The organism is Pseudarthrobacter quantipunctorum, assembly GCF_045291495.1.
Classification (GTDB): Bacteria; Actinomycetota; Actinomycetes; order Actinomycetales; family Micrococcaceae; genus Arthrobacter; species Arthrobacter quantipunctorum.
On the sequence record NZ_CP148033.1, the window covers coordinates 3483641 to 3498056 of the forward strand.

Consider the following 14416-nt stretch of genomic DNA (forward strand, 5'->3'; position numbering starts at 1 on the left):
GGCAATACGCCCGAAACCTGCTGTTTAGGCCGCCCGGCTATCATGCAGGTAGGAACGCTTACTTTGACGAGCACGGAGACGACCATTACAGAAGCACCGGTTCAAGACGAGGTCTACTACGGAGGCCAGGCATCCGTAGAGGAACAATTTCATGCGGAGATCACGTCCGCCGAAGCCGAAGAACGGCTCAACCCCCGCCCTGATGTCATCACGCATAAGGGCCGCATTGCGCTGATCAACCAGACCAGGACCCCGTACCAGGCCATGGTGGAGGACCTGCTGTTCGTGCGCAACGTGCTGGCCAACGCGGGCCTGGCCTACCTGCTGGTCAGGGGCAACAATGACCGACCCGTCATTGCCCTTGACTGGAAGGACCGGAAAAAGCTGCGGACTGCCCTGGTGGAGGCCTGCAGGGACGAACCTTTCTACTCCATGACTGTGGATGCGAAGAAGAAGACCTCGCTGCTGGTTGCGGACGGCGAGCTTTCCTCCAACCGGCAGGCGCGCATCTTCCGCCTGTACCGCCCCCGCGTGGAACCCAACGGCGGCTTCGAGTTCGGATCTTCGGCTGGTGTGCAGATTGAGCTGTGGTCCTTCAAAGCCAACGAAATCATCCTGCCGATCGAGAACTCCCTCACGCGCAGGACCCTGCTCCGCCAGGATGCCGTCCGCGGCACCGTGGAGCGGTACGGCCACACCTGGCCCACCATCGAGAACATGTTCGCCGACCACGCCAGCGACATCAGCTTCGACATCGACCTGGTGTTCTCCTGGGTGGACGGAAGCTCCCCCGAGTACATTGCCGCCCGGCGCGCCCAGCAGAAGGACGTTGTGCTGGGCGAAGGCGACGACCACGAGGCCCGCTTCCGGCAGATCAACGAACTCAAGTACGCACTCCGCTCCGTGTACATGTTCGCGCCCTGGATCCGCCGCATCTTCATCGCCACAGATTCGCCTGCCCCTGAATGGCTGGCGGACCATCCCTCGGTGACGATTGTCCGCAGCGAAGAGTTCTTCTCGGACCCCTCGGTGCTTCCCACGCACAATTCGCAGGCGGTGGAGTGCCAACTCCACAACATCGAAGGGCTCTCGGAGCACTTCCTGTATTCGAACGACGACATGTTCTTCGGCCGGCCGGTCAGCCCGGACCTGTTCTTCACGCCCGGCGGCATCACCAAGTTCGTCGAGGCGGAAACCCGCATCGGCCTGGGTGAGAACGCGGTTGAGCGGAGCGGCTTCGAAAACGCAGCCCGCGTTAACCGGAAGCTGCTGTGGAACCGGTTCGGGCGGATCACAACCCGCCACCTGGAGCACTGCGCTGCCCCGCTGCGCCGCAGCGTGGTGGCGAAAATGGAGCGCGAGTTCCCCGAAGAGTTCCGGAAGACCGCTGCCAGCCGTTTCCGGGCTGCGGACAACATCTCCGTCACCAACTCGTTCTACCACTACTACGCGTTGCTCACCGGCCGCGCGGTAACCCAGACGGCGGCGAAGGTCCGTTACGTTGACACCACCATGAAGTCGGGGCTGAAGTACTTGCCCAAGCTCCTGGCCAAGCGGAATATGGACTTCTTCTGCCTGAATGACGGCAGCTTCCCGGAAGTGCCTGCCGATGAGCGCGCCGCACTGGTCACCGACTTCCTGGACAAGTACTTCCCCATCAAGGCGCCCTGGGAAAAATAAGCCAAGCAGCCGCTGCCCTGGCAGTGGCTGGATGTCCATAAGGAAGGGTCCGTGCCGCCTGCGGCACGGACCCTCTCTTATTCCGCTAGCGGCTCGTGGGCAGGCCGCGCTTCCCGCCGCTCCGCTGTTTGGCGCTCTCCGGAATCCGGACCCCTGCGGCGTCCAGGCGCCGCTTTGTCTCTTCCGGGGAGACGTACTCCCCCACCGTCGTCGAACGCCCCATGGGTACCACCGAGTGCACGATCGTGTGCTCGTATACATGGACCAGGTTGAACGACTGGCCGCCGTCCTGGCCCCTGGTGCCCCCGACGGGGACGTTCAGGTCCTGGGTGTAGCAGCTGGCTGAAGCCACGGAGACGGGGATGCCGGCAAAGCTCGCCGTCGTCGAATAATGAAGGTGGCCAGCCAGGATGGTGCGGACGTCCGAGTTCCGGACCACAGCCTCCAGCGAGGCCTGGTCCCGCAGCTCCACCAGCACGGAGAGGTCCAGGACTGACGGAACGGGCGGGTGGTGCAGCGCCAGGATGGTGCCGTCAGGGGCCGGGGTGTCCAGCTGCCGCGTGAGCCACTCCAGCTGGGCTGTGCTCAGCTCGCCATGGTGGTAACCGGGCACGGTTGTGTCCATGGTGATGACGCGGAGCCCGTTGATGAAGTAGCTCTTGTCCACCGGCCCGTCATGGGCGGGCTCGTCCAGCAGGCCTGTCCTGAAGTTGGCACGGTTATCGTGGTTGCCCATCGCCCAAATGACTTTGGCACCGAGCTCCTGGCAGGCGGGGTCAACGATGGCCCGGAGTTTGACGTAGGCCTCAGGATCACCCTTGTCGGCAAGGTCGCCCGTGAAGATGACGGCCTCGGGCCGGGCTCCGGAGGCCTTGACCTCTTCGAAGAGCTGAATAAGCCGGGCTTCGCTGTCAACGACGCCGTAAAGGGGGTCCGGACCTCCCATCAAGTGGGGATCGCTCAGGTGGAGAAGGAAGTGGCGTGGCCGCGGATGTTCGGCCTCGATGTGCTCCATTGCTGCCTCTGTGGTCGGTGGGAAACGGCGCTTCCCTTGTACCCTTCAGTAAGGTTTATCCAATCAGACATTTGGCAAACTTTGGGTAAATCGCCGTGGCCGATGTGGAAAAAGATGAAAGAACTGCGCTTTTGCGTGGCTGCGTTCGGCGCAGCGGCGGTTTTTTAACCGAGGGCGTTTTCGATGGCGTCAATGACCTCCGCCGAGTCGGGTTCCACTGTGGGAGCGAAGCGGCCCACAATCTCGCCTTCCCGGCTGACGAGGAACTTCTCGAAGTTCCATTTCACCAGTCCGGGCAGCAGCCCGGTCTTGTACTTGGTGAGCTCCGCGTACAGCGGGTGCTGCCCCTTGCCACGGACATCTGCTTTGGCAGTCAACGGGAAGCTCACCCCGAAGTTCCGCTGGCAGAACTCGGCGATCTCGCTGTCACTGCCCGGTTCCTGCCCGGCGAACTGGTTGCAGGGAACGCCGAGGATCTCGAACCCGCGGTTCTTGAACTTCTCGTAGAGCGTCTCCAGCCCGGCGTACTGGTGCGTGAAACCGCAGTTGGAGGCAACGTTCACCACCATCACCACTTTTCCCTTGAACATGCCGAAATCAGTGGCGGTACCGTCGTTCAGGGTCAGCGGGATGGGGTACAGGGGTGTTACCGGTTGCGTCCTCGGAGAGTTGTTCATGCCTGGAATTCGTTACTGGCGGACCACTGTACTGGTCCGGCTTGGAGTTTCCTGGGTGAACTTCCGGCCGGGTCCTAAGGCTGCGGGGTTGCGTACGTTCCGGTTGGCAGCGGCTCAGGTTCGGCCGTCCCGGTGGGTGCCGGGCCCGGCTCTACTGAGTAGGTCGCAGTGGGTGCCGGGGCAGGCTCAATCGGGGAAGGTTCCACTGGCCCGGGTGCAGGCTCGAGCGGTGCAGGCGGCGGTTCCACCGGGGCAGGCTCCACCGGCACGGGTGCTGGTTCTATCGGTGCGGGTTCAACGGGAACAGGTGCAGGCTCGAGCGGTGCAGGCGGCGGTTCCACCGGGGCAGGCTCCACCGGCACGGGTGCTGGTTCTATCGGTGCGGGTTCTGTCGGTGCTGGTTCTATCGGTGCGGGTTCCACCGGCGAAGGCTCGACGGGCGCCGGCGTCGGCGTCGGCGTACCTGTCTCCGTCTCCGTCGGGGACGGCGTTGGCGCCCCCGTTCCCGTCTCCGTCGGGGACGGCGTCGGCGTACCTGTCTCCGTCTCCGTCGGGGACGGCGTGGGCGTACCCGTTTCCGTCTCCGTCGGGGACGGCGTCGGCGTACCCGTTTCCGTCTCCGTCGGGGACGGCGTCGGCGTACCCGTTTCCGTCTCCGTCGGGGACGGAGACGGCGTCGGTGTTCCCTGCCCAGCCCATGCCGTCGGCGACGGCGTGCCAGAGTCCGCGGACCGGTATGGCGAAGGCGATGATGCCGGCCAGAAAGGCGAGGAGCTCGCCGTCGTCGGTGTTTTTACCCAGCGGGGAACCGGCGGAGGCTCGGTGCCCTGGCCCACGGGGACAGTCCAAGGTACCGGCCCGGTGGACGGAGCATCCGGCCGGGGCAGGTACGACCGCAGGCCACCCGCTCCGGCGCTGACAGGCCGGACCGGGAGCAGGCGCCACTCCTGCGGATCGACGTGGCGCCCGTCGAGGATCGTTTCGAAATGCAGGTGGCAGCCGGTCGACCATCCGGTGGATCCTACCCATGCAATGGCTTCGCCGGCGAAGACGGAATCCCCGCTGCGGACGGCAATGGACGCCAGGTGGTTGTACGTGGTGACGAGCCCGTTGCCGTGATCGATCTCAACCCGGTTGCCGCCGCCCCAGGGATGCCAGCCAGCGGCACGGACCACGCCCGAGTCAGCCGCGAACACCTGCGTGCCGCATGGCGCCGCATAGTCCTGGCCGAGGTGGAAATCACCTGCTGTTCCGAACAGCGGACTTACCCGGAATCCAAAGGACGAGGAGGGAGCCAGCTGCTTGAGGGGAGCCATAAGGAAACCCGACGGCGGCCTGCTCACCCCTGCCAGCTCCACGTCCAGGGATGGCGGGGCTTCCTCGCCGGGGCCACTGACCACCGGACGCGGAAAAGCGATCTCAACCTCAGGATCGCTCAGGATCGCCGCGGTCAGCGGGCCCGCAACAAGGCCGTCCAAGGTCGGCACGCCGGCTTCTATGCCTTCGTTCCTGTCCGGAGTGTTGCCGGTACTGGTACCAGCCGGAATCCCCACGGCACCCATGCCTGCGCCGGGACGGCTAACGGAGGCCGTGATGGTCCCTGCTTCAGGTGCGGGGCCGGAAGGGTTTACAGCCCAGACGGCCATGGCCAGCACCCCGCTGGCGGCCGCAGCCCGCACCGCGGGCAGGCACAGCCCTCTGGGGCTTGTGGCGTCCTTCCCGGATACCGCGTGATTGCCCATGAGCCTGACTCCAGGACGTGGCCGGCCGCCCCTGTCATGACGGTATCTCCCATGGGAACATACGGGCCGGGACGCTGGGAACCCTGCAGCGGGACACTGCGGGTTTTTTGTGGATGCCCGCTGTCCAGTCGGTGCCGCCAGCCTGTCCGTGCACGCACCCGGACGGCCTGGGTTGTGCTTACGATTAGCCCAAGAGCAGGGTTTCCCACAGGAAGCGTGCAGCATGAAGAACATCCTGAGTCCCCTCAAGAAGCGCCTCGTCCGGACGTTCAGTAACAGCCACGAGGGCGTTCCGCAGTGGCAGCTCGATCTCGCAAACGGGGATGACGCCGGCTACCACCTGCCCGGTTCCGCGGTGTGGGCAGTGCATGGTTCCATGTCGCCCATTGTGGCCGGTATCCGCACACTGTTGATGCAGTCCCTGCACCCCGGCGCACTTGCTGGCGTCCACGAACATTCGAACTTCCGCGAGGATCCGCTGGGCAGGCTGGCCAACACTATCCGCTGGATTTTTACCGTGACCTACGGTTCCACCGAAACTGCCGAGAACGCCTCACGCAGGGTGCGCCGGCTGCACGAGGCGGTCCAGGGCAAATACAGCGACAACCTTGGTACGCAGCGCGGCTACAGTGCCAACGATCCGGAACTGGCCAGCTGGATCCATCTTGCTTTCACGGATGCGTTCCTGACCGCCCACGAAATCTGGGGTGGCGCCATACCCGGAGGCCCGGACGCCTATGTTCGCGAGTGGGCCCAGGCGGGCCGCCTGATGGGAGTTGGGGACCCGCCGCTGAGCGAGGCGGAGATGCACAGGGAACTGGACCGCTGGTACAACAGCGGTGAGCTTCGCGTCGATGCCCGGGTGGCGGAGACGGTGGAGTTCATCCGGAACCCGCCCCTGAACCGGATGCTGCGGCCGGGCTACCGGATCCTGTTTGCCGGTGCGGTCTACAGCCTGGAGCCAAGGTACCGCCAGATGCTCGGACTGGCTGTTCCACGGCTGGGTCCCGTGACGCTGCCGGTGAGGCTCGCCACCAAACTGGTGCTCGGCGTCGTACGCCTTGCGCTGGGGCCCAGGGGTCCCAGCGAACTGGCCGCCAGGGAACGCCTCCGCCGGCTGGGCGTGCCGGACGCAGACGCGTGACCGGAACTGTTAAACGAAAGAACCCGGCCCCGGCAAATGCCGGAGCCGGGTTCTTAACCGGCGGAGAATGGGGGATTTGAACCCCCGAGGGCGTTAACCCAACACGCGTTCCAGGCGTGCGCCATAGGCCGCTAGGCGAATTCTCCAGCTGCTTCTGAATCAAAAGCAGATACTAGATTACCTGATGTTTTCCGCATCGCCCAATTGGCCCCTTCTGCACGGCTGCATGCACAGCCGCCAGGACTCCCGGCGGGCAACTTCACACCTGGGGCACTGCCCCTTAACCACGAAATGGACGCCCCCAACGCGCCCATTCCCCGGACACCGTTGAGCTGCCGGGTCCGGCCCCGTTCAGCCAGGCCACGCAGCTCACAATCTTGAGATTGCCCCAATCGGTGTATATATCAATGATCAAGGGCGCCGTCGGGATAAGCAACGGCTTTCGCCCGACTCCCCCGCCCGGTTCCGGCAGGATGGAACCATGAACGAGCTGCACGCCCTGGTGGTTTACGTCCCGCGATCACATACGGAACCACTCCTCGCGGCCATCGGGGACGCCGGAGCAGGCAGGATCGGCAAGTACTCCCACTGCTCCTTTGTCACGCCGGGAACAGGCCGCTTCACTCCCCAGGACGGCGCCCAACCGTACCTTGGACGGACCGGCAAGCCGGAGGAAGCCGCCGAGGACAGGATCGAATGCGTGGTTGAACAGCCCCTCCTGGGCGCGGTCATCGCTGCCCTGCGCGCAACGCACCCTTACGAGGAGCCTGCCTTTATGAGCTGGCCCGTGGAAGGCTGGCGCCGTCCATAAGGCCGATTCGAGTCGGGCAGCAAGTTCGGGTAAAGTGTCTGACGGCCCCTCATGTGGCGTCATCCTGTTGAACTCCCCCAGGACCGGAAGGTAGCAAGGGTAAACGGGCTCTGGCGGGTGCATGGGGGGTCTTTACTATTCCCCCACAGGGCGGCAGGATGTCGGCCCGGATTGGTAGGGTTTTCTCTGTGACAGTTACTACCGCCCTCTACCGCAGATACCGTCCGGATTCGTTCGCTGACGTTATCGGCCAGGAACATGTCACCGAGCCGTTGATGACCGCTTTGCGGAAAAACCGGGTCAACCACGCCTACCTTTTCTCCGGCCCCAGGGGCTGCGGCAAAACCACCTCCGCACGGATCCTGGCACGCTGCCTCAACTGTGCCCAGGGCCCTACGGACACCCCCTGCGGCACCTGCCCCAGCTGCGTTGAGCTTGCCCGCGGCGGCTCAGGTTCACTGGACGTCATCGAGATCGACGCCGCGAGCCACGGTGGCGTGGACGACGCCAGGGACCTCCGCGAGCGCGCCACCTACGCCCCGGTGCGTGACCGCTACAAGATCTTCATCATTGACGAGGCCCACATGGTCACGTCAGCCGGCTTCAACGCCCTGCTGAAGATCGTCGAAGAACCACCGGAACACATCAAGTTCATCTTCGCCACCACGGAACCGGACAAGGTCATCGGGACCATCCGCTCCCGCACCCACCACTACCCTTTCCGGCTGGTGCCGCCGGAACCGCTGATGGCCTACCTGGAGCTGCTGTGCAACCAGGAGAACGTCCCGGTTGCCCCCGGCGTGCTGTCGCTGGTGATCCGCGCCGGCGGCGGTTCCGTCCGTGATTCGCTCTCCGTCCTGGACCAGCTGATGGCCGGTGCAGGCCCCAACGGCCTGGACTACGAACTCGCCGTCGCCCTCCTCGGCTACACCCACGCTTCGCTTCTTGATGACGTGGTTGAAGCCGTGGCCGCGTCCGATGCCGCCACCGTTTTCCGGGCTGTGGACCGGGTGATCCAAACCGGCCACGATCCCCGCCGGTTCGTGGAAGACCTGCTGGAGCGCTTCCGTGACCTCATCATTGTCCAGGCCATGCCGGAAAGCGCCCAGACCATCCTTCGCGGCATGCCCGCGGACCAGATTGCCCGGTTGAAGAACCAGGCCCACAACCTGGGCGCGGCCGAGCTTTCTCGAGCCGCGGACGTCACCAACACTGCCCTGACCGAGATGACCGGCGCCACCTCCCCGCGGCTGCACCTTGAGCTGCTGTGCGCCAGGATCCTGCTGCCCAGCTCCGAGCAGAACGAACGCGGCATGGCGGCACGGATAGACCGCGTGGAACGCAGGCTGAACTACGCCGGTAACGACGTCGGCGCTCCCGCCGCCACAGGTTCGCCCCGCACCGCAGCTGACGGCTCCCCCGCGCCCCAAACCGCGGCGCTTCCGGCCCCCGCCCACGCAGCGGAACCGGCTTCTCCTGCCGCAGCGCAGGCGGCTTCCGGCACGCCTGCTGGCCCGCCAGTGGCTGCAGCGCCGGCCGCGTCGGGCACGGCTGCGGCACCGTCAGCGCTGTCGGCTTCGCCTTCGACGCCGGTCCCGGCGTCAGCCGCCACCACCACGGCAGCTCCAGGGGTTCCAGCGGCTCCAGCCACGCCGGCAGCGCCTGCTGCCGGCCTCGGGGGCGTCGCTCCCTCCCCCGCTGGCCCAGCCCGCGGCCCCCTTACAGCTCCACGTGTCAGTACCAATGACTGGCCCGTAGAGGACGCGGCGGGGAACGGCCCCTCATCCAACGCCGCAATTCGCCGTGACCGCAGCGACGAAGTGCCCCACGCCAACTCAGCAGAGGCGGCGTCCGCTGCGCCCGGCCAGGCACAGGGTGGCCACTCCGCGCCGGCGTCCGGTCCGGGACAGGACGCGGTGCAGGAAGCGGTTCACCGGCCGTCGCCCGGCTCCGGGCCGCAGCCCACGCCTGCTCCTGCTCCTGCTCCTGCTCATGCCGCCAAGGATCAGCCGGCCCCTGCACCGGCGGCTTCCGCAGCCGCTGGATCCATGGGCGATGTGGAGGTCCTGCGCCGCGCCTGGCCGGATGTCCTGCAAACACTGTCCAAAATCAAGCGCAGCACCTGGGCGCTCGTCGAGCCCAACGCGCAGGTTGCCGCGTTCGACGGCCATCTCCTTACCCTTGCCTTCACCACCTCCGGGCTTGCGGGCGCCTTCGGCCGGGCGGACCACTCAGAGAATCTGCGGCAGGCCATCCACAAGACCGTGGGCATCGACTGCCAGATCACTGCATCAGCCGGCGGCGGCGTGCAGGCGAGCTCTGACCCAAACCCAAAAGTGCCCGCCACCCGGGCGGCCCCGGCAACGTCGGCTGACGTCGCCTGGGGGCTGGCCCCTGCACCGTCGCCGTCACCCAACGACTCAGCGCCGCAGCCGGAAACGGCAGGCCGCACCAATGCGGTCGCCCAGGAGAGCGATCTGCCAGGTCAGGCTGACCGGAACAGTACGGCCCTGCAGACCGCGGCTCAAGACGCACAACAGCAGCGCACGGTCCCCGTGCCCGCATCAGATAACACCGGCCATGCAGGCGCTGCCCCGGAAACCGCGACGGAACCTGCGGCCGTCCCGGCGAACCCTGCAAGCCGGCTTCCGGACAAGGGAGCGGGCCTGCCCGCCCCCGGACAGACGCCTGGGCAGGTACCTGAGGCCGTAAACGCCTCCGCCGCCCCGGTTCCGTACGCTGCCACGGCAGGCGACTACTCATATTCCGACGACGACTGGGGACCGGCCAGGGACGAGGACGCTCCGCCGCTGGACGAGGAACCTCCCATGGACTGGGACCCTTCCGCCCAGTCCCGCCCCCCGGCGCCTTCAGCCAGCACCGGTTCCCGCGGCGCAGGTGGCAGTGCCGCGTCCAGCAGGGCCGGTTCGTCACTGGTCGGTTCGTCATTGGTCGGCTCCGCCCCGGCCGGCTCCGACGCCTACAGCAACGGCCAGCCTGACGCCGATCCGGCGTCGGTTTCCGGAAGTCCCCGCGATCCTTGGACCCGTGCAGTTGAACAGGCACCTGGGGTCTGGGTAGTCGGCGAGGAGAGCAACGTGGGCAGGAGTGTCTCCGCTGGCGGGCCCGAAGATCCGCCCAACCCGCTGGCTCCGACGCCGCACTACGAACCTGCTGCCGCCCAGGTGCCGCCCTCCATCCCGGTCACCAAGGCTGGCTCCAGCCCTGGACCGGACTGGGGGCTCGCGCCTTCCGCACCATCTCCAGGCAATGGACGGACCGGCAACGGTGACTACGGACAGGCTCCTGCGTCAACGCACCCCGTGCGGGAGCCCGAGTACGCCATGGCTTCAGCCTCCTCCGCTGCTGCAGATTCGTCGGCGCATGCTGCGCATGCCCCATCAGCACCGACGCCCACTCCGCCGTCGCCAATGGCACCAGTGTCCCCGGCAGTTTCGGTGGCGGCTGCTCCTGCGCAGGCGGCCCCAAAGAAGGCCGACCCCGTTCAGCCTGCGCAGTCAACTTCGGCTGCGGCAGCAGAAGCGCGGCAGAGTCTGTACCAGCGCCTGTCCAACAGCCCCGAAGCAGAGGCCGGACGTGCCAAGGCTCCGGCCAGGGCCGTTGCTGCTGCTGCTACCTACGTCCAGGACATACCCAGCGCCGACGACGAGACGATCGAAGAGTCTGGCGTGTTCGGTCGTGCGGCCGTGGAGCGTATTCTGGGCGGGAAGCTGATTGAGGAGCGTACCCCGGACGGAAGCCCCATCACGCCGCGGTACTGACCGCGGCCCCGGGTAAGGCGGGGGCCGTACCTGCTCGTCCCTGCTTTACCCGAAAACCACACCAAGCTAAACCCGAAAACCACACCAAGCTAAAGAGGGAAACGTGTACGAAGGTGCTGTCCAGGAGCTGATTGACGAGCTCGGACGCCTTCCGGGGGTGGGTCCCAAGTCCGCCCAGCGGCTCGCGTTCCACATTCTTGAGGCTGACCCCCAGGATATGAAGCGGCTGGTTGAGGCGATCACCACCGTCAAGGAAAGGGTCAAGTTCTGCTCGGTCTGCGGCAACGTCACTGAGCAGGAACTCTGCAATATTTGCCGGGATCCGCGGCGGGATCCGGCCGTGATTTGCGTCGTGGAGGAATCGAAGGATGTGCTGGCCGTGGAGCGGACGCGGTCGTTCCGGGGCCGGTACCACGTGCTGGGCGGTGCCATCAATCCCATCGCGGGCGTCGGACCTGAACAGCTCCGGATCCGCGAGCTGCTGACCCGGCTCAACGACGGCGCCATCCAGGAAGTCATCATCGCCACGGACCCCAATCTTGAGGGTGAAGCCACCGCCACCTACCTGGCGCGCATGCTCAAGACCATCGGGATCACAGTGACCCGCCTCGCCTCGGGCCTACCCGTTGGCGGGGACTTGGAGTACGCGGACGAAGTTACCCTGGGACGCGCCTTCGAGGGCCGCCGCAACGCCCTGGCCTGACCGGGCACACCGCGGCACAACACGGACTGGGCCCGCAGCGCCATTTCGGACCCTGGCTGCGCTCTGGGCACGCGCGCCTGTTCCTTCCAGGGGCTGCATCCCGGGCTGAAAATGGTCACAATTCAACCCCGGGCAGCGGGCGGCGATAAACTGGGGGAAGAAGTCGCGCCATGGACGGCGTTAGTTCCCAGCGTCAGGGCCAGCACAGCGTTAAGGCTGTCTGGCCGGATTCCAATTGATTCAGTGAAGGTACGCGCATGAGTACGCCCACTACCGAAGTGCACAACGCAACGCAGCAGCAGGAGCCGCCTGCCGGCCGTGCGGTGACCAAGCAGCTCATCGTGCAGAAATTCGGCGGGTCTTCCGTAGCGGACGCGGACGGCATCAAGCGGGTTGCTAAACGGGTGGTGGACGCACAGACGGCGGGCAACGAAGTTGTGGTTGTTGTCTCGGCCATGGGTGATACCACGGACGAACTCCTGGACCTTGCGGGGCAGGTGACGGACTCCGCCCCGGCCCGCGAGATGGACATGCTGCTGTCCGCGGGCGAGCGCATCTCCATGGCGCTCCTGGCCATGGCCATCAACAAGCTGGGCGCCTCCGCGCAGTCCTTCACCGGTTCCCAGGCCGGCATGATCACCGATGGCATCCACGGCAAGGCCCGGATCATCGACGTCGACCCCCACCGGATCCGCACCGCACTGGACAAGGGCAACATCGCGATCGTTGCCGGCTTCCAGGGCATGAGCCGCGCCACCAATGAGATCACCACCCTGGGCCGTGGCGGTTCAGACACCACTGCCGTGGCCCTGGCCGCTGCGCTGGAAGCGGACGTCTGCGAGATCTACACGGATGTGGACGGCATCTACACCGCTGATCCCCGCGTTGTGCCCTCCGCCCAGAAGATCGAGCGGATTTCCAGCGAGGAGATGCTCGAGCTCGCAGCGTCGGGCGCCAAGATCCTGCACCTGCGCTGCGTGGAGTACGCCCGCCGGTTCGGCGTTCCCCTGCACGTCCGTTCCTCATTCAGCCAGCACGAAGGCACCTGGGTCATCCCCAGCGCCGAAGACAAGATCACCACACAAGAGGGAGTTGCCTTGGAGCAGCCAATCATCTCCGGCGTTGCGCACGACCGTTCCGAAGCCAAGGTCACCGTTGTGGGCGTTCCGGACATTCCCGGCAAGGCCGCAGCGATCTTCCAGGTCATCGCCGACGCCCACTCGAACATCGACATGATCGTGCAGAACGTCTCCACCCACGGTACGGGCCGGACTGACATTTCCTTCACGCTTCCCATCGTGGAAGGCGCCGACGCACTGGCGGCCCTCCATGCAGCGCAGGACCAGATCGGGTTCGAGAGCATTGAGTACAACGAGCAGATCGGCAAGCTGTCCCTGATCGGGGCGGGCATGCGCTCCCACCCGGGTGTATCAGCGACGTTCTTCAAAGCCCTCTCCGACGCCGGCATCAACATCAACATGATCTCCACCTCCGAGATCCGTATCTCCGTTGTAACCCACGCGGACCTGCTGGATGAGGCCGTCCGCGTCATCCACAAGGCCTTCGACCTGGACAGCGAAAACGAAGCCACCGTCTACGGCGGCACCGGCCGCTAGGAGACAGCGAAAAGCCGGGCCCTTTTCCGTCCATCCGGAAAAGGGCCCGGCTTTTTTGGTGCTGCCTAGGGGAATGCCGGTGGGACCGGAGCCCCATCAGCCTTGCTTTTCGAGGTCTTCACGGCGTACGGCGTAGTGATGGCCGGCAGCATCGGTTTCCACAACGAAGTGCGAGAGTTCCTCTTCTGAGGCCTGTTCGAAAGCGTCGTGTTTGTGTACCACCGGCGACTCGGAGTCCAGCCGCGTGGCCGGCCCAAAGAAGAACCGGAGCCTGTCGGTCAGGCTCATGAACCTGTCGACTACATGTGCCACTGTTTCCACCCCCTTCCCGGCTGTCCGGGGGAAAGAGCTCCTGCCTCCTGCTGGAGCCAGTGCCCTTATTTTATGCCTGCGGGCAGGAAAAGGCTCCCGCCCGTACCCGACTTTGGCAGGCTCAGCGCAGCGACTTGTCTTCCGGGTTACGGGGCACGACATAGGTGCTGCCGTCAGGCCGGGTAACGGTCTCCCACTGCTGGGTCTCCGCTTCGCGCTGGGCCAGCAGCCTCCGGTTTTCCTCCGTCATGTCGTGGGCCAGGGAAGAGCGGTTGGCCGGACCAAAAATTGCCCGAAGCCTGCCGGTGGCCCGCATGAAACGCTGCGAGGCGTTCTCCTCGCCTGCTGAGTTGCCCTTACCCATGAAACCGGCTCCTTATCTGACATGATTCCTAGCTGAAGTGTACGCTAATAGTTAGTGCACTAACAATTGGAGGAGACATGGCCACGGCAGCCGGTATCGACACCGGGCAGGAGGAAGACCTGCTCCTGGAGCATCAGCTGTGCTTCGCCCTTACAGTGGCTGCCCGCAGCGTTGTGGGCGCCTACAAGCCCGTCCTCGAGAAACTCAACCTCACCCACCCGCAGTACCTGGTGATGCTGTGCCTGTGGGAAGCGAGTCCGCGCACCGTCCGGAACATCAGCGATGCCCTCGCCCAGGAACCCGCCACCATCTCGCCGCTGCTCCGCCGGCTTGAGGCTGCCGGCCTGATAACGCGACGGCGGGTGGACGGCAACGAGCGCGCGCTGGCCGTCGAATTGACCGCCGAAGGCGCCGCGCTGCGGCAGGAGGCGCTCAAAGTCCCGGGAACCATGATGGAACGCCTGGGGTTGACCCGCGCACAGGTGGCCGAACTGCATACCTCCATGATGGGGCTGATTGCGGCCACCTCCGGCCAGGAGACAGATCCAATACCAGCAGTAGAATGATGGG

General features: G+C 65.6%; 13 protein-coding genes, 1 tRNA gene, 1 other RNA gene and 1 pseudogene. 9 read left to right on the plus strand and 7 right to left on the minus strand.

Annotated elements, in window-relative coordinates:
* Positions 1-42 precede the first annotated feature (42 nt).
* The gene (locus WHH00_RS15770) at positions 43-1680 is read left to right on the plus strand and encodes a stealth family protein (protein WP_406634236.1); all 1638 of its coding nucleotides are present in this window, start codon (positions 43-45) and stop codon (positions 1678-1680) included.
* 85 nt (positions 1681-1765) lie between these two features.
* Here WHH00_RS15770 and WHH00_RS15775 read toward each other — a convergent pair whose 3' ends face one another.
* The 4 genes and pseudogenes from WHH00_RS15775 to WHH00_RS15790 form a co-directional block, all read right to left on the minus strand.
* Positions 1766-2695 (minus strand): phosphodiesterase, encoded by a 930-nt coding sequence (locus WHH00_RS15775; protein ID WP_231455467.1) that lies wholly within the window; start codon positions 2693-2695, stop codon positions 1766-1768.
* Positions 2696-2859: 164 nt separating this feature from the next.
* Positions 2860-3372, minus strand: a complete 513-nt coding sequence (locus WHH00_RS15780; protein ID WP_406634239.1) for a glutathione peroxidase — start codon at positions 3370-3372, stop codon at positions 2860-2862.
* A gap of 294 nt (positions 3373-3666) precedes the next feature.
* Positions 3667-4221, minus strand: a complete 555-nt coding sequence (locus WHH00_RS15785; RefSeq protein ID WP_406638713.1) for a hypothetical protein — start codon at positions 4219-4221, stop codon at positions 3667-3669.
* Positions 4222-4334: 113 nt separating this feature from the next.
* Positions 4335-5018, minus strand: a pseudogene (locus tag WHH00_RS15790) (M23 family metallopeptidase); the annotation flags it as partial.
* Here WHH00_RS15790 and WHH00_RS15795 point away from each other — a divergent pair.
* Both WHH00_RS15795 and WHH00_RS15800 read left to right on the plus strand, forming a co-directional pair.
* Positions 4966-5106, plus strand: coding sequence for a hypothetical protein (locus WHH00_RS15795; RefSeq protein WP_406638715.1), 141 nt, complete (start codon positions 4966-4968; stop codon positions 5104-5106). The pseudogene WHH00_RS15790 and the gene WHH00_RS15795 overlap by 53 nt on opposite strands.
* 231 nt (positions 5107-5337) lie before the next feature.
* Positions 5338-6258: an oxygenase MpaB family protein gene (locus WHH00_RS15800; RefSeq protein WP_406634241.1), complete on the plus strand. Its 921-nt coding sequence runs from the start codon at positions 5338-5340 to the stop codon at positions 6256-6258.
* Positions 6259-6319: 61 nt separating this feature from the next.
* Here the strand turns inward: WHH00_RS15800 and WHH00_RS15805 are convergent.
* A tRNA-Ser gene (locus WHH00_RS15805) sits at positions 6320-6404 on the minus strand.
* Between the two features lie 335 nt (positions 6405-6739).
* On the opposite strand from WHH00_RS15805, the gene WHH00_RS15810 reads away from it, so the two are divergent.
* The 5 genes from WHH00_RS15810 to WHH00_RS15830 all read left to right on the plus strand — a co-directional run bounded on the left by WHH00_RS15810 (position 6740) and on the right by WHH00_RS15830 (position 13170).
* Positions 6740-7069 carry a hypothetical protein gene (locus WHH00_RS15810; RefSeq protein ID WP_406634243.1) on the plus strand — a complete coding sequence of 110 codons (330 nt, stop codon included), beginning with the start codon at positions 6740-6742 and terminating at the stop codon, positions 7067-7069.
* A gap of 40 nt (positions 7070-7109) precedes the next feature.
* Positions 7110-7206: signal recognition particle sRNA small type (gene ffs, locus WHH00_RS15815), an RNA gene on the plus strand.
* 51 nt (positions 7207-7257) lie between these two features.
* Positions 7258-10851, plus strand: a complete 3594-nt coding sequence (locus tag WHH00_RS15820; protein WP_406634245.1) for a DNA polymerase III subunit gamma and tau — start codon at positions 7258-7260, stop codon at positions 10849-10851.
* A gap of 103 nt (positions 10852-10954) precedes the next feature.
* Positions 10955-11554 carry a recombination mediator RecR gene (recR, locus tag WHH00_RS15825; RefSeq protein WP_231455471.1) on the plus strand — a complete coding sequence of 200 codons (600 nt, stop codon included), beginning with the start codon at positions 10955-10957 and terminating at the stop codon, positions 11552-11554.
* A gap of 257 nt (positions 11555-11811) precedes the next feature.
* Positions 11812-13170, plus strand: coding sequence for an aspartate kinase (locus tag WHH00_RS15830; RefSeq protein ID WP_231455472.1), 1359 nt, complete (start codon positions 11812-11814; stop codon positions 13168-13170).
* A 96-nt stretch (positions 13171-13266) separates the two neighbouring features.
* Here the strand turns inward: WHH00_RS15830 and WHH00_RS15835 are convergent, their stop codons facing one another.
* Positions 13267-13482 carry a hypothetical protein gene (locus WHH00_RS15835; RefSeq protein ID WP_350000815.1) on the minus strand — a complete coding sequence of 72 codons (216 nt, stop codon included), beginning with the start codon at positions 13480-13482 and terminating at the stop codon, positions 13267-13269.
* A 121-nt stretch (positions 13483-13603) separates the two neighbouring features.
* A complete protein-coding gene (locus WHH00_RS15840; protein WP_350000817.1) occupies positions 13604-13846 on the minus strand; it encodes a hypothetical protein in 243 nt (80 codons plus the stop codon).
* 77 nt (positions 13847-13923) lie between these two features.
* On the opposite strand from WHH00_RS15840, the gene WHH00_RS15845 reads away from it, so the two are divergent.
* Positions 13924-14412, plus strand: coding sequence for a MarR family winged helix-turn-helix transcriptional regulator (locus WHH00_RS15845; protein WP_406634249.1), 489 nt, complete (start codon positions 13924-13926; stop codon positions 14410-14412).
* Positions 14413-14416: the final 4 nt, after the last annotated feature.